21 protein-coding genes are annotated in these 21065 nt (G+C 72.3%); 5 read left to right on the top strand and 16 right to left on the bottom strand.

The window, feature by feature from the left end; genetic code table 11:
* Window positions 1-23: 23 nt before the first annotated feature.
* The 4 genes from AC07B0_RS20070 to AC07B0_RS20055 form a co-directional block, all read right to left on the bottom strand.
* Window positions 24-1454: a sugar porter family MFS transporter gene (locus AC07B0_RS20070; protein WP_356877890.1), complete on the bottom strand. Its 1431-nt coding sequence runs from the start codon at window positions 1452-1454 to the stop codon at window positions 24-26.
* A 196-nt stretch (window positions 1455-1650) separates the two neighbouring features.
* Window positions 1651-5385 carry an AAA family ATPase gene (locus AC07B0_RS20065; protein WP_478898657.1) on the bottom strand — a complete coding sequence of 1245 codons (3735 nt, stop codon included), beginning with the start codon at window positions 5383-5385 and terminating at the stop codon, window positions 1651-1653.
* A 227-nt stretch (window positions 5386-5612) separates the two neighbouring features.
* Window positions 5613-5828, bottom strand: coding sequence for a hypothetical protein (locus AC07B0_RS20060; protein WP_030227372.1), 216 nt, complete (start codon window positions 5826-5828; stop codon window positions 5613-5615).
* A gap of 349 nt (window positions 5829-6177) precedes the next feature.
* Entirely contained in the window at window positions 6178-6459 is a 282-nt protein-coding gene (locus AC07B0_RS20055; RefSeq protein WP_356877892.1) for an acylphosphatase, read from the bottom strand.
* 131 nt (window positions 6460-6590) lie between these two features.
* On the opposite strand from AC07B0_RS20055, the gene AC07B0_RS20050 reads away from it, so the two are divergent.
* Complete coding sequence (locus tag AC07B0_RS20050; RefSeq protein ID WP_469381064.1) at window positions 6591-7490, top strand: CAP domain-containing protein; 900 nt, start codon at window positions 6591-6593, stop codon at window positions 7488-7490.
* Between the two features lie 41 nt (window positions 7491-7531).
* Here AC07B0_RS20050 and AC07B0_RS20045 read toward each other — a convergent pair whose 3' ends face one another.
* On the bottom strand, window positions 7532-8143 hold the full coding sequence (locus AC07B0_RS20045) for a flavodoxin family protein (RefSeq protein WP_356877894.1): 612 nt from the start codon (window positions 8141-8143) through the stop codon (window positions 7532-7534).
* Between the two features lie 118 nt (window positions 8144-8261).
* Here AC07B0_RS20045 and AC07B0_RS20040 point away from each other — a divergent pair, with 118 nt between their 5' ends.
* On the top strand, window positions 8262-8669 hold the full coding sequence (locus AC07B0_RS20040; protein ID WP_356877895.1) for a winged helix-turn-helix transcriptional regulator: 408 nt from the start codon (window positions 8262-8264) through the stop codon (window positions 8667-8669).
* On the opposite strand, the gene mutM is transcribed toward AC07B0_RS20040, so the two are convergent.
* From mutM to AC07B0_RS19995, 9 genes are all read right to left on the bottom strand, one after another.
* Window positions 8642-9511 carry a bifunctional DNA-formamidopyrimidine glycosylase/DNA-(apurinic or apyrimidinic site) lyase gene (gene mutM / locus AC07B0_RS20035; protein ID WP_356877896.1) on the bottom strand — a complete coding sequence of 290 codons (870 nt, stop codon included), beginning with the start codon at window positions 9509-9511 and terminating at the stop codon, window positions 8642-8644. The two genes, AC07B0_RS20040 and mutM, sit on opposite strands and share 28 nt — an antisense overlap.
* Before the next feature lie 149 nt (window positions 9512-9660).
* The gene (gene rnc, locus AC07B0_RS20030) at window positions 9661-10485 is read right to left on the bottom strand and encodes a ribonuclease III (RefSeq protein ID WP_356877897.1); all 825 of its coding nucleotides are present in this window, start codon (window positions 10483-10485) and stop codon (window positions 9661-9663) included.
* A gap of 19 nt (window positions 10486-10504) precedes the next feature.
* A complete protein-coding gene (gene rpmF / locus AC07B0_RS20025; RefSeq protein WP_003965982.1) occupies window positions 10505-10678 on the bottom strand; it encodes a 50S ribosomal protein L32 in 174 nt (57 codons plus the stop codon).
* 2 nt (window positions 10679-10680) lie between these two features.
* Window positions 10681-11349, bottom strand: coding sequence for a YceD family protein (locus AC07B0_RS20020; RefSeq protein WP_469381062.1), 669 nt, complete (start codon window positions 11347-11349; stop codon window positions 10681-10683).
* Window positions 11350-11472: 123 nt separating this feature from the next.
* Complete coding sequence (locus AC07B0_RS20015; protein WP_478898656.1) at window positions 11473-12528, bottom strand: ATP synthase F0 subunit B; 1056 nt, start codon at window positions 12526-12528, stop codon at window positions 11473-11475.
* 124 nt (window positions 12529-12652) lie between these two features.
* The gene (gene coaD, locus AC07B0_RS20010; protein WP_356877899.1) at window positions 12653-13132 is read right to left on the bottom strand and encodes a pantetheine-phosphate adenylyltransferase; all 480 of its coding nucleotides are present in this window, start codon (window positions 13130-13132) and stop codon (window positions 12653-12655) included.
* A gap of 29 nt (window positions 13133-13161) precedes the next feature.
* On the bottom strand, window positions 13162-13740 hold the full coding sequence (gene rsmD, locus AC07B0_RS20005) for a 16S rRNA (guanine(966)-N(2))-methyltransferase RsmD (protein ID WP_356877900.1): 579 nt from the start codon (window positions 13738-13740) through the stop codon (window positions 13162-13164).
* 84 nt (window positions 13741-13824) lie between these two features.
* Window positions 13825-16026, bottom strand: coding sequence for an ATP-dependent DNA helicase RecG (gene recG, locus AC07B0_RS20000; RefSeq protein ID WP_478898655.1), 2202 nt, complete (start codon window positions 16024-16026; stop codon window positions 13825-13827).
* Between the two features lie 26 nt (window positions 16027-16052).
* Complete coding sequence (locus AC07B0_RS19995) at window positions 16053-17711, bottom strand: DAK2 domain-containing protein (RefSeq protein ID WP_356877902.1); 1659 nt, start codon at window positions 17709-17711, stop codon at window positions 16053-16055.
* 242 nt (window positions 17712-17953) lie between these two features.
* Between AC07B0_RS19995 and rpmB the strand changes: the two genes are divergently transcribed.
* The gene (gene rpmB / locus AC07B0_RS19990; RefSeq protein WP_007266795.1) at window positions 17954-18139 is read left to right on the top strand and encodes a 50S ribosomal protein L28; all 186 of its coding nucleotides are present in this window, start codon (window positions 17954-17956) and stop codon (window positions 18137-18139) included.
* 90 nt (window positions 18140-18229) lie between these two features.
* On the opposite strand, the gene thiD is transcribed toward rpmB, so the two are convergent.
* Both thiD and AC07B0_RS19980 read right to left on the bottom strand, forming a co-directional pair.
* A complete protein-coding gene (gene thiD / locus AC07B0_RS19985) occupies window positions 18230-19045 on the bottom strand; it encodes a bifunctional hydroxymethylpyrimidine kinase/phosphomethylpyrimidine kinase (RefSeq protein ID WP_356877903.1) in 816 nt (271 codons plus the stop codon).
* Entirely contained in the window at window positions 19042-20025 is a 984-nt protein-coding gene (locus tag AC07B0_RS19980; protein ID WP_356877904.1) for a thiamine-phosphate kinase, read from the bottom strand. The genes thiD and AC07B0_RS19980 overlap by 4 nt, the downstream gene beginning before the upstream one ends.
* Before the next feature lie 245 nt (window positions 20026-20270).
* On the opposite strand from AC07B0_RS19980, the gene AC07B0_RS19975 reads away from it, so the two are divergent.
* Both AC07B0_RS19975 and AC07B0_RS19970 read left to right on the top strand, forming a co-directional pair.
* Complete coding sequence (locus AC07B0_RS19975; RefSeq protein ID WP_356877905.1) at window positions 20271-20504, top strand: Lrp/AsnC ligand binding domain-containing protein; 234 nt, start codon at window positions 20271-20273, stop codon at window positions 20502-20504.
* A 23-nt stretch (window positions 20505-20527) separates the two neighbouring features.
* Window positions 20528-21019 carry a DUF3515 family protein gene (locus tag AC07B0_RS19970; RefSeq protein WP_469381157.1) on the top strand — a complete coding sequence of 164 codons (492 nt, stop codon included), beginning with the start codon at window positions 20528-20530 and terminating at the stop codon, window positions 21017-21019.
* Window positions 21020-21065 lie beyond the last annotated feature (46 nt).

Genomic DNA, 21065 nt, shown 5'->3' with positions numbered 1-21065 from the left:
AGAAGGGGTGGTGGCGGGGATGATTACCCCATCTCCTCCAACGCCTTGCCCTTGGTCTCCGGCACCCACTTGAGGACGAACGGGATCGAGAGCACGGCGAAGACCGCGTAGATGACGTAGGCGCCGGACAGGTTCCAGTCCGACAGGGACGGGAACGACACCGTGATGACCCAGTTGGCGATCCACTGGGCGGCGGCCGCCACGCCGAGGGCGGCGGCGCGGATCCGGCCCGGGAACATCTCGCCGAGCAGCACCCAGACCACGACGCCCCAGGACAGGGCGAAGAAGAGGACGAAGAAGTTGGCGGCGATGAGGGCGACGAGCCCCTGGGTGTGCGGCAGGGCGATGTCGCCGCCGGTGGTGTCCTTGTAGGAGAAGGCCCAGGCGGCGAGTCCGAGGGAGATCGCCATGCCGGTGGAGCCGATGAGGGCGAGCGGCTTGCGGCCGATCCGGTCGACGAACACCATCGCGATGACCGTACCGACGATGTTCACGACGGAGGTCTCGAAGGAGTACAGGAACGAGGAGCTCGGGTCGACGCCGACCGACTGCCACAGCGAGGAGCTGTAGTAGAAGATCACGTTGATGCCGACGAGCTGCTGGAAGAGCGAGAGGCCGATGCCGACCCAGACGATGGGCAGGAAGCCGAAGCGGCCGCCGAGCAGGTCCTTGAACGTCGACTTCTGCTCCGAATGGATGGCGTTGTCGATCTCGCGGACCCGGGCGTCGGCGTCGATGCCCTCGCCCTCGACCTCGCGCAGGACCGTCTTGGCCTTCTCCATCTTGCCGACGGAGACGAGGAAGCGCGGGGACTCGGGGATGACGAAGGACAGCAGGCCGTAGAGCACGGCCGGGACGACCATGACGCCCAGCATCCACTGCCAGGCTTCCAGGCCGCCGATCTCGCCGCGCTGGTCGCCGTCGGCGAGGTTGAGGATGCCCCAGTTGACCAGCTGCGAGACGGCGATGCCGATGACGATGGCGGCCTGCTGGAAGGAGGCGAGCCGGCCGCGGTAGGCGGCCGGGGAGACCTCGGCGATGTAGGCGGGTCCGATCACCGAGGCCATGCCGATGCCGAAGCCGCCGACGATGCGCCACATGGCGAGGTCCCAGAGGGCGAACGGCAGGGCCGAACCGATGGCGCTCGCGCTGAAGAGGACGGCCGCGATCTGCATGCAGCGGATTCGGCCGATCCGGTCGGCGATGCGGCCGGCCGTGGCCGCGCCGAAGGCGCAGCCGATGAGTGCGGCCGCGATCACCTGGGCGAGGGTGGCGGAGCCGACGTCGAAACGGTCGCGGATGGCCTCGACGGCGCCGTTGATGACGGAGCTGTCGTAGCCGAAGAGGAAACCGCCCATGGCCGCGGCCGCGGTGATGAAGATGACGTGCCCGAGGTGGTCGGGCTGCGGCGTGCCGCCGCCCGGTGCGGGTGCCTTCGCTGTGCTGCTGGTCAAGGTGCGCTCCGTGGGGGGTTTTGTCCGTTCTCCTAGTGGCGCACAGGTCAAGATCGGGCACCACCCGAAGTCGGGGGACAGCGGAGCGAGCCTATGTGTTCATTTCCTGAAGTCAAGAGGTCATGTGAAGGTCTCGTTAACTGAGGCGATCGCCACTTGAGTTCACTTCTTGAAGAATGGACGGCTTGTGGAGTCTTCAGCGCAGCCGCTGGCTGATGACCTTCGAGACGCCGTCGCCCTGCATCGAGACCCCGTAGAGGGCGTCCGCGACCTCCATCGTCCGCTTCTGGTGCGTGATGACGATCAGCTGGGAGCTCTCCTGGAGCTCCTCCATGATGCGGATCAGCCGCTGGAGGTTGGTGTCGTCCAGGGCGGCCTCCACCTCGTCCATCACGTAGAACGGGCTGGGGCGCGCCTTGAAGATGGAGACCAGCAACGCCACGGCCGTCAGCGACCGTTCGCCGCCGGACAGCAGCGACAGCCGCTTGACCTTCTTGCCCGGCGGCCTGGCCTCGACGTCCACTCCGGTGGCCAGCATGTCGTCCGGGTCGGTGAGGATCAGCCGGCCCTCGCCACCGGGGAACAGCCGCGAGAACACCCCCTCGAACTCCCGGGCGGTGTCCCGGTAGGCCTCGGTGAACACCTGCTCGACCCGCTGGTCTACCTCCTTCACCACTTGAAGGAGATCGGTCCGCGTCTTGCGCAGGTCCTCCAGCTGCTCGCTGAGGAACTGATGACGCTCCTCCAGCGCCGCGAACTCCTCCAGCGCCAGCGGGTTGATCTTGCCGAGCTGCTGGTACGCCTTCTCGGCCGCCCGGAGCCGCTTCTCCTGCTCGGCCCGTACGAACGGTCCCGGCCGGAGGAGCGCGTCCTGCGGATCGGCCCCGTCCTCCCCGGCGGCGGGCACGGGCGGCGGGACGGGCTGGTCCGGACCGTACTCCGCCACCAGGGCGACCGGCTCCACCCCCAGCTCCTCCAGCGCGCGCGTCTCCAGCTGCTCGATCCGCAGCCGCTTCTCGGCGCCGAGCACCTCGCCCCGGTGCACGGAGTCGGTCAGCTTGTCCAGTTCGCCCTTCAGGTCGCGGCCCCGGCCCCGGGCCTCCGCCAGCTCCCGCTCGCGCAGCCCCTTCGCGTGCTCGGCGGCCGTACGCTCCCCCTCCGCGCGGCCCACCGACACCTCCAGGTGCGCCAGCAACTGCCGTGCCCCGTCGGCGACGGCCCGGGCCACCTCGGCCTCGTGGCGCAGCCGGGCGCGACGCCGCTCCGCGCGCGCCCGGGCCTCGCGTTCCGCCCTGGCCCCCCGGTCCAGCGCGTCCGCGCGCCCGGCCAGCCCCTTGACCCGTTCCTCGTGGGTCCGCAGCTGGAGCCGGGCCTCCATCTCGGTCTGCCGGGCGTTCGCCCCGTCGGCCGCGAGCCGCTCCCGCGCCGAGGTGTCGGGCTCCTCCTCGACGGGCATCTCCTGCGCCACCGCGAGCCGCTCCGCGCACTCCTCCACGTCGGCCCGCGCCCGCTCCAGCGCCTCCTGGGCGGTGGCCGCCGCGAGGGCGCTGCGCTCGGACTCGCCCAGTGCCCCCTTCGCCTGCCCGGCGAGCCTCCCGAGCTGCTGCGCGACCCCGGCCCGGGCCTGCTCGCCGGCCCGCCGCAGCCCGTCCAGCTCCTCGGCTCGGGCGGCGGCCGCGGTCCGGCGTTCCCGGGCGGCGTCCTGCGCCCCGGCCAGCTCGCGGCACCGTTCCTCCAGCCGGTCCAGCTCCGCCGCCGCCTCGTCGACGGCGGCCTGCACCTCGATCAGGCTGGGCGCGCCCGCCGAGCCGCCGTGCGCGCAGTGGGCCCCCAGCACGTCGCCCTCGGCGGTGACCGCCACCAGGTCCGGATGCGCGGCCACGACCGCCTCGGCCTCTTCCAGGGTCCCGACCACGACGTGGTCCCGCAGCACCCAGGCCACGGCCCGCCGCACCTCCGCGTCCCCGCCGACCAGCCCGGCGGCCTCCCGCCCGGGCCGTACGAGCACACCGACCGCCTCCCCCGCGGGAGCCTGGTGCGGCACGCCCCCCGACACCCCGCCCGGCACGTCGCTCCGGGCGGCACCCGCATCGGCCGTCCCCGCGCCGGCCGGGGCGGGGACGCTTCCGGCCTGACCGACGCCGGCCGGGGCGAGAACGCCTCCGGCCTGCCCCGGCCCGGCCGCGGGGTACTGGCCCGGCACCCCGGGCCCCGGGGCCGGCGGGGCGATCAGGAAGCTGGCGCGGCCCGCGTCGGCGGCCCGCAGGTGGCGGATGGCCTCCGCCGCGGCCCCGGGGCCCGTCACCGCCACCGCGTCGGCGGCGGCCCCGAGCGCCGCCGCCACCGCGACCTCGTACCCCGGGGTCACCGTCAGCCGCTCCGCCGCCGGACCGAGCAGACCGGCCGGCCTGTCGCTCGCCGCGAGCAGCGCGCCCGTTCCGTCCTTGCGGCGCAGCCCCAGCGCGAGGGCGTCCCGCCGCGCCGAGACGGCCGCGCGGGATCGTTCCGCCGAGGTCAGCGCCTCCCGGGCGGCGCCCAGCGCGGTCTCCGCATCGGCCAGCTCGGCCCGGGCGGCCTCGTACTCCCCGTCCGCCGCGGGGTCCTCCAGTCCGCCGACCTCCTCGGCCAGCGCCTCGTACTCCTCCCGTGCCGCGTCCGCCCGCTCCCGCGCCGCGTCCCGGGCCGCCACGAGCCGGTCGATCTCCGCCTGGGCGGCGCCCGCCCGGGAGCGGGCCGCGCCGAGGCGGCCGGTCAGCCGGGCCAGTTCCTCGCGCCGGTCGGCGATGGCGCGCGCCGCGTCCCGCAGCCGGCGTTCCTCCGCGGCGAGCGCCCGCTCCAGCTCGGCGCGGTGCTCGGCGGTGTCCTCCAGCGCCCGTTCGGCGGCCTCCAGGGCGGCCGTCAGCTCCGCCTCCTGCTCGCGGATCCGCTCGGCCTCCCTCTCCATGTCCTCCGGGTCTCGCCCGCGCCGCTCCTCCTCCACCGGGTTGGTCGCGCTGCGGACCCGGGCGTCGGCGAGGGAGGCGGTGCCCCGTACCCGCTCGGCGAGCTGCGCCAGTTCGTGCCAGGTCTGCTGGGCCCGCTGGAGCCGGGGGGAGAGCTCCCGTACGGCACGTTCCAGGTCCGCCTCGCGGCGCGTCGCCCCCGCGAGCTCGCGCTCGGCCGACTCCTTGCGCTCCTTGAGCGCCTCCTCGTCCGCGAGCTCGGCGTCCAGCGCGCCGCGCAGCGTCACCAGGTCGTCGGCGAGCAGCCGCAGCCGCGCGTCGCGCAGGTCGGCCTGGATCACGGCCGCCCGCCGGGCCACCGCGGCCTGCCGTCCGAGCGGCTTGAGCTGGCGCCGCAGTTCGTCGGTGAGGTCCTGCACGCGCGCGAGGTTGGCCTGCATCGCGTCGAGCTTGCGGAGCGCCTTCTCCTTGCGCTTGCGGTGCTTCAGTACGCCCGCCGCCTCCTCGATGAAGGCGCGGCGGCCCATGGGATCGGCGTGCAGGACGGAGTCCAGCTGGCCCTGGCCGACGATGACGTGCATCTCGCGGCCGATGCCGGAGTCGGAGAGCAGTTCCTGGATGTCGAGGAGCCGGCAGGTGTCCCCGTTGATCTGGTACTCGCTGCTGCCGCCGCGGAACATGATCCGCGTGATGGTGACCTCGGCGTAGTCGATCGGCAGGGCGCCGTCGGAGTTGTCGATGGTCAGCGAGACCTCGGCGCGGCCGAGCGGGGGGCGTCCGGTCGTCCCGGCGAAGATGACGTCTTCCATCTTCCCACCGCGCAGGGATTTCGCTCCCTGTTCCCCCATGACCCAGGACAGCGCGTCCACCACGTTGGACTTGCCGGAGCCGTTCGGACCGACGACGCAGGTGATCCCCGGTTCGAAGCGCAGGGTGGTCGCGGAGGCAAAGGATTTGAAGCCGCGCAGGGTCAGGGACTTGAGGTGCACGCCGCCGGACTCTACCTTTCGCGTTCGGTTTCACCCATGAAGGTGCAGGGCAGATCAGACGCCAAAGGAATCAGCCCCCCGCCTGGCCCAATGAGGATCCGGCGGCGGTGACAGGAAGGGACGGGACCGCGGGAGGGGGGAAGAGGGGGCGGGTGAAAGAAAGAAGGGACGCCGGAGCGTCCCTTGCAGATCATGCGGGGCTGGAGTTGCGACGAGTGAAGCGCGGATCAGGTGAGCGCAGGCTCCGCCTGGGGTACGTCGAGGTCGATGCTGTCCAGCAGCGAGTCTCCGTGCTGAGCGGCGGCCGCGTTCAGTGCGTCGTTCTCGGACTGGATTCGTCCGAGCTCGGACTCGAGGTCCTGGACGCGCTGCTGAAGCCGTCGCATCTCGGCGAGGAGTCGCGGGTCGGAACCGCCGACGTAACCGAGAAGCGCCTTTGCCATGATGGATGGTCCTCCACACTGAGTGACCGACCGAAGCGGTGTGGGTCGTGAGGGAATCGCACCCGCGGATGTCCGGCAGCGACTGACAGTCACTGCGCTTACTACTGCCAACACTGCCAAACAGCTCAGGTGCGCGGGGCTTCCAGCGTCTCACCAAAAAGTTTGACGGTCAACACGATCACGCCCCGTATCGGCGGGCAGCCCGGCCCGCACAAGGGGCGGGGAGATCATCCTCGTCTCCGAGCCTTCCACGGATCGGCGGCCGCGGCAACGCGTCGGCGATGAATGCGCAGATCCGACCATGTGCGCGCCGCCCGGGGATCTGATCAGTTCATGATCAGTCGAAAGATCACCGGATCCCGAACCCGTCGTAGCCACCGCGCGGTGTGCCCCATATCTCTGTCACCCCGTCCACCCTCCCGGGCGTGTCGGCCGAGCGGAGCCAGTCCAGCAGCCGGTGGCAATTCTCACGTTGACCTTCGGCCACCACCTGGACTCGTCCGTCGTCGAGATTGAGGGCGAAGCCGACCACGCCTCCGATCTCCAAAGCGTTAGCCCTGGTGAACCAGCGGAAGCCCACTCCCTGTACACGGCCGCGCACCCAGGCGGTCAGGCGGACATCTTCATTCATGCGTGAACGCTAACCGGGCAAACACTTTCCGGGCACATCGCCCCCCTGGCGTCATGGACTACAGTCCCCCACCAATGCCTCACCCGTTCGGGTGAGTAACGGTTGATCTTGCAAGGAAGGGCGAGCCGCCGATGGGACGCCACCGACTCCACGCCGCGCCGCCCCGCCGCGGCGTCACGCGCCGCACCGCCGTGCGCACCGGCCTGCTCGGCGTCTCCGTGGCGGTGGCCCTCGGCACGGCGGCCGTCACGACGGGCTTCGTGCCGGTCGGCGGCTCCTTCCCCTACGTGGGCCCCGGCGCGGCCGGGGACGAGGCGAAGGCGAAGCCCTCCAAGAGCGCCGACCGGGCGCTGGAGCAGCAGGGCGGTCTCGCCAACCTCTCCGGCCGGGCCTCGTCGGCCCCCGGGGGCGGGGGCGCCGTGAACAGCCCGCCGGCCTCCCCCAGCGCTTCGGCCTCTCCTTCCCCCTCCGCCTCGGCGTCGGCTCCGGCCTCGCCCTCGGCCTCCCCGTCGACGGCGGCCCCTTCCCCGTCTCCCTCCACGAAGGAGCCGGAGCCGGAGAAGAGCGCCGCTCCGCCCGCCCCGCCCGCCCCGAAGCCGCCGGCGCCCAAGCCCCCGGCGCCGAAGCCCACCGCCCCGGCCCCCGACGACGGTCACAACGCCGAGGAGGCGGCCGTCCTCACCCTGGTCAACCAGGAGCGGGCGATGGCGGGCTGCGGTCCGGTCCGGGCGAACCCGCCGCTGGCCGCACTGGCCGGTGCCTTCAGCAAGGACATGGCGGTCCGGGGCTTCTTCGACCACACCGACCCGGACGGCAACACCCCGTGGATGCGGGCCGACAAGGCCGGTATCTCGGGCATGGGCGGCGAGAACATCGCGCGCGGCCAGGGCGACGCCGACGCCGTGATGAAGGCCTGGATGAACAGCCCGGGCCACAAGGCGAACATACTCAACTGCGAATTCCGCACCCTGGGCGTCGGCGTGTACGTCGCGTCCGGCGGCCCCTGGTGGACCCAGGACTTCGGCTTCTAGGGACACGGCCCAGCAGGCCCCGGGGCCGGCTTCCGGGACGGTCAGACGGCGGAGGCCGCCAGGGCCGCCCGGCCCGCCACGAGCACGCGGGCGTGGTCGGCGACCCGGCCGCCGAGGTGCTCGGCGGTCGCGATGTCGGCCTTGTGCACGCCCTCCGGGCCCTCGTCGGAGTTGGTCTGGGCGGCGGCGCCGGAGAAGAAGCCGAGGCGGTTCAGGTCGAACTCGGAGCCCGCGGTGGAGTTCCAGCCGGGCTTCAGGCCCAGGTTGACCCAGCTCATGCCGTGCTGCGCGGCCAGCGTCTGGAAGAACTGCAGGGTGTGCAGCTTGTCGCCGCTCTTGGAGCCGGAGTTGGTGAAGCCGGCGGCGACCTTGTCCTGCCACACGTCGCCGAACCAGCGCTTCGAGGTGGCCTCGGCGAAGACGTGGAACGCGCCGGAGGCGGTGCCCATGTAGGTCGGGGAGCCGAAGACGATGGCGTCGGAGCCGTCGAGCAGCTCCCATTCGGCGTCGGTGATCTCGTCGACCTTGATCAGGTGGACGGTCGCGCCGGCCGCGACGGCGCCCGCCCGCACGGCTTCGGCGACGACCGCGGTGTGCCCGTACCCGGAGTGGTAGGCGATCGAGACGACGGGGGCGGTGGTGACTGCGGACATGACGAATCTCCTCGGGAGCGGTGCGGGGTGTGCCGCGGTGCGACGAGAGCAAGAGAACCACTAACTTTTAGAAAGCGCAAGCAGACAGTTAGCGCTACCTGGGGGTAGGCTTGCCCCTATGGAGACCCCTGTCTGTACCGAAGCCGACGGCGCGGCGAACCTGCCGTTCGACGTCTTCGCGCGCGCCTGCCCGTCCCGGGAGACCCTGGAACACGTCACCGGCCGCTGGGGCAGCCTGACCGTCGGCGCCCTGCGCGAAGGCCCCTGCCGCTTCAACGAGCTGCGCCGCCGGGTCGAGGGCGTGAGCGAGAAGATGCTCTCCCAGACGCTGCACGCGCTGGAGCGCGACGGCATCGTCAACCGCGAGGCCCAGCCGACCAACCCGCCCCGCGTCGACTACGAGCTCACGCCGCTCGGCCGCGAGGTCGCCGACCGACTGCTGTCCCTGATCCACTTCCTGGAGCACAGCATGGACGAGGTGCTGGTCTCCCGGCAGGCCTACGACGCCACGCGCGGCGGCCGCTGACAGCGCGGGCAGAAGTAGCTGGACCGGTTCATCCAGGCCCGGCGCCGCATCGGCGTCCCGCAGCGCCGGCAGGGTTCACCCTCCCGGCCGTACGCGTCGAGCGAGCGGTCGAAGTAGCCGGACTCGCCGTTCACGTTGACGTACAGGCTGTCGAAGCTGGTCCCGCCCACCGCGAGCGCGGAGTTCATGACCTCCCGTACGTGGGTGAGGAGTTCCGTGCTCCGGGGGCGCGTCAGGGTGCCGGTGGGGCGCTCGTAGTGCAGCTTCGCGCGCCAGAGGGCCTCGTCGGCGTAGATGTTGCCGACCCCGCTGATCAGCGACTGGTCCAGCAGGGCCCGCTTCACCGTGGTGCGCTTGGCGCGCAGCGCGAGGTGGTAGGCGCCCTCTTCGAAGAGCGGGTCCAGCGGGTCCCGGGCGATGTGCGCGATGACGTCGGGCAGCCCGTCGGCGCTGCCCGGGACGCTCTCGTGCAGCGAGAGCCCGCCGAAGGTCCGCTGGTCGACGAAGCGCAGCTCGGTCCCCGCGTCGTCGGCGAAGCGCACCCGGATCCGCAGGTGCTTCTCGTCGGGGGCGTCCGCCGGCTGCACCAGCAGCTGCCCGCTCATCCCGAGGTGGCCGAGCACCGAGAGCTCCCCGCCCTCCAGCGGCAGCCACAGGTACTTGCCGCGCCGGCGCGGCACCCCGATCGTCCGCCCGGCCAGGCGCGCCGCGAAATCGGGGCCGCCCGCCAGGTGGCGGCGTACCGCGCGCGGGTGGAGCACCTCCACGGACGCGACGGTCCGGCCGGCCACCCATCGCTCCAGACCCCGCCGCACGACTTCGACTTCGGGCAGCTCGGGCACGGCGTCTCCTCCGGAGGGTCCACGGACTGTGGGGGCTCCGGCGAGCCTACCGGCCCGTCCGTCCCGCGCGGAAAGGGCCCGGAAACGGGTCCGCCCGCCCCCTGCCGGGGCAGGGGGCGGGCGGGGAAAAACCCGAAGGGATCGGTCGGTCAGGCGCCCGGCGTCGGTTCGGCGGGCGTCGGCGCCCCGTCGTCCTCGGCCGGAGCGGCCACGGAAGCCGCGGCGGCCGCCGCGATCCGCTCGTCCGCCGCGGCACGGATCCCGCGCCAGGCGGACTCCGCTGCCTGCTGTTCCGCTTCCTTCTTGCTGCGGCCGGTGCCGGTGCCGTACGAGACACCACCGACGCGAGCGGCAGCGGTAAAGGTCTTCTCGTGGTCCGGTCCGGTCTCGGTCACCAGATATTCCGGTACGCCGAGGCCTTCAGCCGCCGTGAGCTCCTGGAGACTGGTCTTCCAGTCCAGGCCGGCCCCGAGGTTGGAGGACTTCTCGATGAGCGGGTCGAAGAGCCGGTGGACCAGCTCCGAGGCCGCGTCGAGGCCCTGATCGAGGTAGACCGCGCCGATCACCGCTTCAAGGGTGTCGGCGAGGATGGAGGCCTTGTCCCGGCCGCCCGTGCCCTCTTCGCCCCGGCCGAGCCGGATGAAGGAGCCGAGTTCGAGGCCGCGCCCCACCTCCGCCAGCGCACGCGAGTTGACCACCGCGGCCCGCAATTTGGCCAGCTGGCCTTCAGGCAGGTCGGGGTGGGTGGTGTACAGCGTGTCCGTGACCACCAGGCCCAGCACGGAGTCCCCGAGGAACTCCAGGCGTTCGTTGGTGGGCAGACCGCCGTTCTCGTACGCGTACGAACGGTGGGTGAGCGCACGCACCAGAAGGGCGGACTCGAGTTGATACCCGAGCCGCCCTTCCAGAAGCGTGTGGGACGAGGCCGCGTTGTTACTGTCTGCCTGCTTCTCAGCGTTGGACAGCTCAGACATTGCGCCTCTCACCAGCCGCTCAGACCTCGAGGACCTGGCGCTTGTTGTAGGTGCCGCAGCTCGGGCACGCGATGTGCTGGAGCTTCGGCTCCTGGCAACGCTCACACGAAACCAGGGTGGGGACCGCAGCCTTCCACTGCGACCGGCGGTGGCGCGTGTTGCTGCGCGACATCTTCCGCTTCGGAACAGCCACGGCTACTTCTCCTGCTTCTCGGCGGCGCCCTGAACTCCGTCAGAGGCAGTGCCGCTCATGTTGTCCTTCTCGTCGTCCTGATCGGTCACGACGAGTCCCTGCAATGCCGCCCAACGGATGTCGACGGCGTCATGGTGGTGGTCCGGGTCGTCGTTCAGGCTGAGCCCGCAATCGGGGCACAGTCCGAGACAGTCCTCCCGGCACACCGGCTGCATGGGCAGTGCGAGCACCACCACATCGCGCAGCACGGGTTCGAGGTCGAACAAGCCGTCCTCGAGGAAGAGCGTGTCCTCGTCGTCCTCGGCGTCGTCGGCCGGCTCCGCCTTGGAGCGGTTCCGGTCGTCGGCGTCAGGGTACGAGAACATCTCCTGGAAGTCCGCCTTGAGCTCGCGCTCGACGGTCTCCAGACACCTTACGCACTCCCCCACGGCCGATGCACGGGCGGTGCCTGTGACAAGCACCCCTTCCATGACCGACTCCAGGCGGAGGCTGAGCTTCAGCGGGGCGCCCTCCGGCACTCCGATGACACCGGCGAGACCGAAGTCCGCCGGGGTCGCGATCTCGCGGGACAGCCGCTGCATGGCACCAGGACGCCGACCCAGCTCGTGCGTGTCGAACACGAGGGGGTTGCGGTGGTCGAGGCGGGTATTCAGGGCCGTTCCTGCTTTCACAGATCGCTGAAGATCAAAGAATGCTGCATGAAATGCCGCACGTAAGGGCAGCACGGATCGCGGTGCATACGCGCGACCGAAGAGCCAGGATACCCGGCGTCGCGCCCTGCGCCCAATCCGGTCCTACCGCCCCTGTTCGTACTGGCGCAGCTGGTCCAGGTTGATCATGCTCGTGTCGAAGAAGCTGGTCTCGTCGAGCGCCGGCTGCTGGAACTGCTGGTGCGGCTGCTGCTGGTAGGCCGCGTACGGATCGGGCTGCCCGCCGCCGCCGTACGGATCGGCGTACGGGGCCTGCTGCTGCATCCCGTACGCCTGCCCCGCGTAGGGGTCCTGGTATCCGTACGCGTCCTGCTGCGCGGCCGCGGGCTGCGCGTACCAGGCCTCGTACACCGGCTCCGGCTGGGCCTGGACCTGCGCGGGGATCGGGACGTGCACCGGACCCGGCTCGGCCAGGCCCGCCAGGAAGTCCGCGTCGCTGGACGCCCGTCCCGCCTGGGCGCCCGCCGCGTCCTGGGCGGCCATGTGGGCGCCGAGGTCGTCCGTCGGAACCCGGCCCAGCAGCTTCTGCCGGCCCCGGCCGACGGCCTCCAGGGTCTTGGCGAGCACCGCCTCGAAGGTCGCCAGCTTCGTGTCGACGTACGCGTCCGCCTGCTGCCGCTGCGTCTGCGGGTCGTGGCTGCGTTCCGGGGCGTCCGTGTCGTCCGGGAGGCCGTGGCCCTGCCCGTCCGGGCCCGGGCCGCGGCCCAGGAGCTTCTCGCGGCCCCGGTCGACCGCGCCGATGGTCTTGCTGAGCACGACCTCGAAGTTGGCGAGCTTGCTGTCGACGTAGTCGTCCGCCTCGGCCCGGATCTCCTCGGCCTCGCGGCGGGCGTCCGCCAGGATCCGGTCCGCCTCGGCCTGCGAGCGGCGGGCGATCTCGGTGTCGGAGATCAGCGAACCGCGCTGCGCGTGCGCGGACTCGATGATCCGGTCCGCTTCCCGGCGGGCCTCCTCGACCATCTGCTCCCGCCCCCCGATGAGTTCGCGGGCCTGCGCGAGCGAGCCGGGCAGGGCCTTGCGCACCTCGTCGAGCTGGGCGAGGAGCTCCGCGCGGTTGAGCACGCAGGAGGCCGACATGGGCATGGACCGGGCGCCGCCGACGGCCGCGACGATCTCGTCCAGCTTCTTCTGTACGTCCATGGGGCTCGCACTCTCTGCCCCGGGCCGGTGCCGGGACGGACGGGACGGCTGAGGAGACGACTGTAGGGCCACCGGGCGGACCGGCGGGGCGGTCCGGGCGAAGCTCAGCCCGGGCCCCGCCGGGTCACCTGGCGCCCAGCCGCTCGATCAGCGCCGTGTGCACGTGCGCGGGCAGCAGGTGGGCGACGTCGCCGCCCCAGGCCGCGACCTCCTTGACCAGGGAGGACGACAGGAAGCTGTAGGTCGGGTTGGTCGGCACGAACAGTGTTTCGACCCCCGACAGGCCCATGTTCATCTGGGCCATCTGCAGCTCGTAGTCGAAGTCGCTGACGGCACGCAGGCCCTTGACGATGGCCGGGATGTCCCGCTGCTTGCAGAAGTCGACGAGCAGTCCGTGGAAGGACTCGACCTCGACGTTCCCGTAGTCGGCGGTCGCCTCGCGGATCAGCTCGATCCGCTCCTCGACCGTGAAGAGTCCCTGCTTGGACTGGTTGATCATCACGGCGACGTGGACGACGTCGTAGAGCCTGGAGGCCCGGCCGATGATGTCGAGGTGCCCGTTGGTGATGGGGTCGAACGACCCCGGACAGACGGCGCGGCGCAACTGAACTCCCTCGCTCTCCCGTGCGGGCATCATGAACCTTCGCTGGTGAAGGCGGCGCGACCGTACCAAAGGGTGCCCTCGCCGTACTTGCGCGACCGGAGCGCCTCGAATCCTTCGGGCCACGGGAACGCACCGCTCCTCGTGCTGCGCTCCACGGTGACGAGCGCGTCGTCCGTGAGCCAGCCATTGGACCGGAGTGTGAGGAGGATCTCGCCAAGATCGCCGTGCTCGACGGCGTACGGGGGGTCCAGGAAGACGATGTCGTACGGGTCCGCCTGCGCGGCGGCCGCGACGATCTGCTCCGCCTTGCCCGGCCGGAACTCGGCGCCGGGCAGGCCCAGCGTCTGGATGTTGTCCCGGATCGCCTTGGAGGCCTTGGCGTCGGCCTCGACCAGCAGGGCGTGGGCCGCGCCCCGGGAGAGGGCCTCCAGGCCGACGGCGCCGGAGCCGCCGTAGAGGTCGAGCACCCGGGCGCCCTCCAGGCCGTGCAGCGACTCCCAGGTGGAGAAGAGCCCCTCGCGCATCCGGTCGGAGGTCGGGCGGGTGCCGGTGCCGGGCGGCACGGCCAGCCGCCGCCCGCCGGCGGTGCCGGCGATCACGCGGGTCATCTGGGGGTCCTTCGCTGGGGTGGGCGGGTACGGGCGGTTTCGGTCTCGACCCCACGATAGGTCGTACCGCCCGGACGCCACCGCTCAGCCCTTCTCCAGGTACTGCTCCCGCTCGGTGTCGAGCAGCGCGTCGAGCGCGGTCCGCAGCCCCGGCAGCGCTTCAAGGTCCGGGTCGGCGGCGACGATCCGGGTGGCCTCCTCCCGGGCCTGGGCGATGACCTCCTCGTCCTCGATGACCGCGAGCATGCGCAGCGAGGACCGCACCCCGGACTGGGCCTGGCCGAGCACGTCTCCCTCGCGGCGCTGTTCCAGGTCGATGCGGGAGAGCTCGAACCCGTCGAGGGTGGCGGCGACCGCGGCGAGCCGGGCCCTGGCCGGGCTGGCCTCGTGCATCTCGCTGACCAGCAGGCACAGGCCCGGGGCGGAGCCGCGGCCGACGCGGCCGCGCAGCTGGTGGAGCTGGGAGACGCCGAACCGGTCCGCGTCCATGATCACCATGGCGGTGGAGTTGGGGACGTTCACGCCGACCTCGATGACGGTGGTGGCCACCAGCACCTTGACCTCGCCGGCGGCGAAGCGGCGCATCACGTCGTCCTTGTCGGCGGGGTCCATCCGCCCGTGCAGCACCTCGACGGACAGCCCGGCCAGGGGCCCCTTCACGAGCTGCTCGGCGATCTCCAGGACCGCGAGCGGGGGCCTGCGGTCGCCGTCCTCCTCCGCGGCCTTCTTCTTCTTGGGCTCGTCCTCGCCGTCGCCGATCCGGGGGCAGACGACATACGCCTGGTGGCCGTTCTCCACCTCCTCGCGCACGCGCTCCCAGGCGCGGGCGAGGAAGTGCGGCTTGTCCTTGGCGGGCACGACGTGCGTGGCGATCGGGGAGCGGCCGGCGGGCAGCTGGTCCAGGACGGAGGTCTCCAGGTCGCCGAAGACGGTCATCGCCACCGTGCGCGGGATGGGGGTGGCGGTCATGACGAGCAGGTGCGGGGGCTGCTTGCCCTTCGACCGGAGGGCGTCGCGCTGTTCCACGCCGAAGCGGTGCTGTTCGTCGACCACGACCAGTCCGAGGTCCTGGAACTGGACCTTGTCCTCGATCAGGGCGTGCGTGCCGATCACGATCCCGGCCTCGCCGGTGACCAGGTCGAGCAGGGCCTGGCGGCGGGCGGGCATCCCCATGGACCCGGTGAGCAGCACCACCTTGGTGCCCTGGTCGGAGCCGCCGAGCATGCCCCCTTCGGCGAGTTCGCCCATCATCTCGGTGATCGACCGGTGGTGCTGCTGGGCGAGGACCTCGGTGGGCGCGAGCATCGCGGCCTGGCCCCCGGAGTCGACGACGGCGAGCATGGCCCGCAGGGCCACCATCGTCTTCCCGCTGCCGACTTCGCCCTGGAGGAGGCGGTGCATGGGGTGGCTGGTGGCGAGGTCGTCGAAGATCTCCTTCGAGACGTTGCGCTGGCCTTCGGTGAGGGTGAAGGGCAGTGTGGCGTCGAAGGAGTCGAGGAGGCCGCCGGGGCTGGGGCGGCGGGGGACGGCCGGGAGCTGGGAGTCGGCGTGCCGGCGGCGGGCCAGGGCGACCTGGAGGACGAAGGCCTCGTCCCACTTGAGGCGTTGGCGGGCGTCCTCGATGTCGGTCTTGGTGGTGGGCCGGTGGATCTTCAGGAGGGCTTCGGTGAGCGGGATCAGTCCGCGGCCCTCGCGCAGGGCTGGCGGGAGCGGGTCCACGACCTCGCTGACGCCGGCCAGGACCGCGTCCACGCATTTGGTGATCTTCCAGGACTCCATCTTGGCGCAGGCCGGGTAGATCGGGATGAGCTGGTTGGCGAACGCGGTGGCGGCGTCCCGGTCGGAGGCGTCCGCGCCGAGGGGTTCGTACGCGGGGTGGGCCAGCTGGAGCTTGTGGTTGAACTTCGAGACCTTGCCCGCGAACATGGCGCGGCTTCCCGGCAGCAGGTCCTTGTGCGGCTTGTGGACGCCCGCGCCGAAGAAGACCAGCTGGAGCCGGCCGCTGCCGTCGGTGATGGTGACCTCCAGGCGCTTCCCGCCGCCGCGGCTGCCCTGGTAGGTCAGCAGCCGGGCGTCGGCGACCTGGGCGACGACGGTGACGTGTTCGTCGATCTGGTCGGCGAGTTCGGCCAGCGAGGTCAGCTCGCCGCGCTCCGCGTACCGCCGGGGGTAGTGGTGGAGCAGGTCCAGGGCCGTGTGCAGGCCGAGCTGCTCGGCCAGCACCTTGGCGGTGGCGGGGCCGAGGGTCTTCTTGAGGTCTTCGTCGAGCGCGGGCACGTGTTCCATTGCACACCATGGCGCCGACAAGCCCGCTATTCCACCCCGATGAGCAGGGGCGCCGAGTAGCGGCCGCCCCGGTAGGTGACGGTGTCGACGGCCAGGTGCCCGTGCTGGACGTACGCCTCCAGGTGCGCGGCCAGGGTGTCGGGCACCTCGGGTCCCAGGACGAGGGTGACGAGTTCGCCGCCGGAGCCGAGCATCCGCTCCAGTACGGCCTCCGCGGTCTCGGGCAGTCCCGCGCCGATGACGGCGACGTCCCCGTCGATCAGTCCGAGCACGTCGCCGGCCTGGCAGATGCCGGCGGAGGTGAAGGACCGCGCCTCGGCGACGGCCAGTTCCGCGTACCGGGTGGCCCCGGCGGCCGCCGTCATGGCGACGACGTCCTCGTCGAAGCTGGCGTCCGGGTCGTGCACGGCGAGGGCGGCCAGGCCCTGGACGGCGGACCGGGTGGGGATCACGGCCACCCGGACCCCGTCGGCGCGGGCCTGCTCGGCCGCCGTGCCGGCGGCGGCGCGCAGTTCGGCGGAGCCGGGCAGCAGGACCACCTCGCGGGCGTGCGCCCGGGTGACGGCGTCGAGGAGTTCGGCGACGGCGGGCGCCTCCCCGGGGCGGGCCAGCACGGTCGTCGCGCCGGCCTCTCCGCACAGGGCGGCCAGCCCCTCGCCCGGGACGACGGCGACCACGGCCCGCTGGGCGCGCGGGGCCCGTGCGCGGCGGCGTTCGTCGCCGAAGTGCGTGATGCGGATCCGGTACGGGCGGCCGGCGACCACTCCCGCCTCCACGGCGGCGCCGGGGTCGTCGACGTGCACGTGGACGTTCCACAGTCCGTCGCCGCCGACGACCACGAGGGAGTCGCCGAGTCCGTCGAGGCGTTCGCGCAGCTCGCCGACGGCCTCCTCGGAGGCCTCCAGCAGGTAGATCACCTCGTACCCGGGTCCGCCCTGCTCCTCGGCGCAGGGCTGCGGCGCCTGCGGTACGGGCACGGCCCGGCCGCGCACCGGCTCGGGGGCGGGTGCCTCGCCGGACAGCGCCTGCCACAGGGCTCCGAGTACGGCGACCAGGCCGCAGCCCCCGGCGTCGACCACCCCGGCCCGGCCCAGCGCGGCGAGCTGCCCCGGGGTCTCGGCGAGGGCCGCGCGGGCCCCGTCGTAGGCGGCCCGGGCGACGTCGGCGGCGGTGCCGGCGGCGGCCTCCGCGGCCCGGCCGGCCCGTGCGGCGGCGCCCGCGACGGTGAGCATGGTGCCCTCCACCGGGTGCGCGACGGCCTGGTACGCCTCTTCCGCCGCCCGGGTCAGGGCCTGGGCCAGCAGCGGTCCGTGGTCCCGGCCGGCGGGCTCGGCGCCCAGGACGTCCGCGACTCCGCGCAGCAGCTGGGCAAGGATCGTGCCGGAGTTGCCCCGGGCGCCTATGAGGGCGCCGTGCGCGTAGGCCCGTACGGCTTCGGGCAGGGAGGCGGCCGCGGCTGTGCCGTCGGTCACGCCGGAGGAGGCGTTCTCGAAGGCCTCGGTGAGCGCGCGGTCGGCCGATTCGGCGGTCAGGTAGAGGTTGGTTCCGGTGTCGGCGTCCGCGACGGGGTAGACGTTGATCGCGTCGATGTCCTCGCGGGCCCGGCCCAGTGCGGCCAGGGCCAGCGAGCTCCAGGTGCGCACCGCTTCGGCGTCGAGGGTGTGCGGGCTGGGCTCGTGCGCCACCGGGCGTTCCTCCTTGTGCGGGCCAGGGTTCACCGCAGGGTAACGAAGGACTGCCCCGGGCCCGGGACCCCGGGGCGGGGCCGGTGGCGGACATGGTAGTTTTCTTGGACCGAAGCAGTCGTTGTATGCTGCTCAGGTTGCCCGTCGAGAGTCGGGTCATTCGTCCGGCAAGCCACTTCAGATCTCTGATTCCGGTGCGCCGGATTTCACTGTAATTGCATCTGAAGTCTTTGGAGTGACCTGTGGCTGCCAACTGCGACGTTTGCGCCAAGGGGCCGAGCTTCGGCAACAACATCTCCCACTCGCACCGCCGCACCTCGCGTCGCTGGAACCCGAACATCCAGCGCGTCCGTGCCGTGGTCAATGGGACGCCGAAGCGCCTCAACGCCTGCACCTCGTGCATCAAGGCCGGCAAGGTCTCGCGCTGACGCCTCCCGTCGTCGTAGCGCAGCCCCTTCCGGTTGCCAAAAAGGCCGGTTCACCTCTGGTGAACCGGCCTTTTGTCATGCCCGGAGGCCTTACCGGGCGGTAGTCCGCCACTGCCAGGCGTGGTCGACCGGTCCGATGCCCGCGCCCAGGGCGAAGCCCGCCGCGATGGCGCCGGTGACGTACGTCTTGGCCGCCGTGACGGCCTCCGGGACCGGCAGTCCCTTGGCCAGTCCGGCCGCGACGGCACTGGCGAGGGTGCAGCCCGTGCCGTGCGTGTGCCGGTTGTCGTGGCGGGGCGCCCGCAGCCACCGTTCCTCGGTGCCGTCGGTCAGCAGGTCGACGGCCTCGCCGCCGTGCGCCGCGAGGTGGCCGCCCTTGATCAGCGCCCAGCGGGGGCCGAAGCCGAGGATCGCGTCGGCGGCCCGCCGCATGCCGTCCTCGTCCTCGACGGCGATGCCGGTGAGCTGGGCGACCTCGTCCAGGTTCGGCGTCGCGACCGTGGCCCGGGGCAGCAGCTCTTTGCGTACGGCGTCCAGCGCCGAGGCCGCGAGCAGCGCGTCCCCGTGCTTGGAGACGCCCACCGGGTCCACGACCGCCGGGGCGTCCGTGCCGGCGAGCAGCTCCGCCACCGTTTCGACGAGGACGGCCGAGGCCAGCATCCCGGTCTTGACCGCCCGGACCCCGATGTCGTCCACGACGGCCCGGTACTGGGCCGTGACGGCCTCGGCGGGCAGTTCCCAGGCCCCGTGCACACCGAGGGAGTTCTGCGCGGTCACGGCGGTGAGCACGCTCATGCCGTGCACGCCGAGGGCGAGCATGGCCTTGAGGTCGGCCTGGATGCCGGCGCCGCCGCCGGAGTCGGATCCGGCGACGGTCAGGCAGAGCGGCGGGTGGGCGCCGCTCACCGTGCGGGCTCCTCGGCGGCCGGGTCGGCTCCGAAGTGGTCCCAGCCGCCCGTGCTGGTCCAGGGGGCGCCGTCCACGGTCACCTGCGGCAGCGCGGAGCGGTTCTGGACCTCCCCGATGACCTTCCAGCGGGCGGGCAGCTTCACGTCGGGCGGGAAGGTCGCCACGATGGCGTGGTCCTCTCCCCCGGTGAGCACCCACTGGAGCGGGTCCACGCCGACGGCCTGGCCGATGTCGTGCATCTGGGTCGGGATGTCCACGGCCCCCGAGCGCACGTCGATGCGGACCTTGCTGGCCTCGGCGATGTGCCCGAGGTCGGCGATCAGGCCGTCGCTGACGTCGGTCATGGAGGTGGCGCCGAGTCCGGCGGCCGCCGGGCCCGCGTGGTACGGCGGTTCGGGCCGCCGGTGCGCCTCCACGAAGGCCCGCGGGGAGCGGAAGCCGCGCGAGAGCACGGCGAACCCGGCCGCGGACCAGCCGAGCCAGCCCGTGACGGCCACGACGTCGCCGGGGCGGGCGCCGGAGCGCAGCACGGGCTCGTGGTTGCGCAGGTCGCCGAGGGCGGTGATGGCGACGGTGATGGTGTCGCCGCGCACGACGTCGCCGCCGACCACGGCCGCGCCCGCGACCTGGCATTCGTCGCGGATGCCGTCCATCAGCTCGGTGGGCCAGGTGACGGGCAGTTCCGCCGGGACGACGAGGCCGAGCAGCAGTGCGGTCGGCACGGCGCCCATGGCGGCGATGTCGGCCAGGTTCTGGGCGGCGGCCTTGCGGCCGACGTCGTAGGCGGTGGACCAGTCGCGCCTGAAGTGCCTGCCTTCCAGCAGGATGTCCGTGCTCGCCACGACCCGCCGGTCGGGTGCCGACACGACCGCGGCGTCGTCGCCCGGTCCGAGCCGGACCGCCGGGGTGGTGGTGAGCCGTGAGGTGAGCTCCCGAATGAGCCCGAACTCCCCCAGCTCGCCCACAGTGCCCTTCATCGCTGTGCCCCTTCTTGGCAAGTCCGCTTGCGGTCGCGAGCCGTCACAGCTCTGGGTACCGTCAACAGATACGTCAACTTCTGCTCTCCGTGCGCCCCGCCGTGCGCGGCACCGCCCCCGTGGGTCTCCCCGCGGCACGCGGCGACGCGGTACCGTGGCGTCCCTTCGTCCCCGGGCCCGCCCGCTGTCCCCGGGCCCATCCGAAGGTTAGGGGAAATGATCCTCGTGGCCGCCCTGGAGGTTCCGTGGTACAGGCGTACATCCTTATCCAGACCGAGGTGGGCAAGGCGTCGTTCGTCGCCGAGTCCATCAGCGAGATCGCGGGGGTGATCCAGGCCGAGGACGTGACGGGTCCCTACGACGTGATCGTGCGCGCCCAGGCCGACACCGTGGACGATCTCGGCCGCATGGTGGTCGCCAAGGTCCAGCAGGTGGAGGGCATCACCCGCACCTTGACCTGCCCGGTGGTCCATCTGTAGCCCCCGTCTACTCTGGGCCGGTGATGTCACTGCACCGCCGGCCGCTCCGTCTGCTGGCCCTGCCCGCCGCTTCGGCCGTCCTGGCCCTCGCGGGCTGCGCCCCGGGGGATTCCGGGGTCAGGGTGGATCCGCCGCCCGCTCCGCCCGCCGACGTCGCGGGGCTCTGTGCGACGCTGCACGAGAAGCTCCCCGGGACGGTGGCCGGGCTGGCGCGGACCACCACCGAACCGCCCTCGGATCTGACCGCCTCGTGGGGCGGCTCGGCGATCGTACTGCGGTGCGGTATCCCCAAGCCCCCCAAGATGGCTGATCCGAAACAGGAGGGCGTCGAGGTCAACGGCGTCGGCTGGCTGCTGGAGAAGACGGCCGACGGCGGGTTCCGGTTCACCACCGGGGCGCGGCTGGCGTACACGGAGGTACTGGTCGACAAGGAGCATGCCACGGATGCCGGGATGCTGGTCGGGCTGTCCGCTGCCGTGGCCGAGTCGGTACCGGCCGGCATCTCGTCCTACTGAGACCCCGCCGCCGGCCGCCCGCCGCCCCTCGCGCACACCGCCGCCC

The organism is Streptomyces sp. NPDC044704 (genome assembly GCF_056433525.1).
Note: the sequence above shows the minus strand (reverse complement) of the source record. Positions and strands in the feature narration are given on the sequence as shown.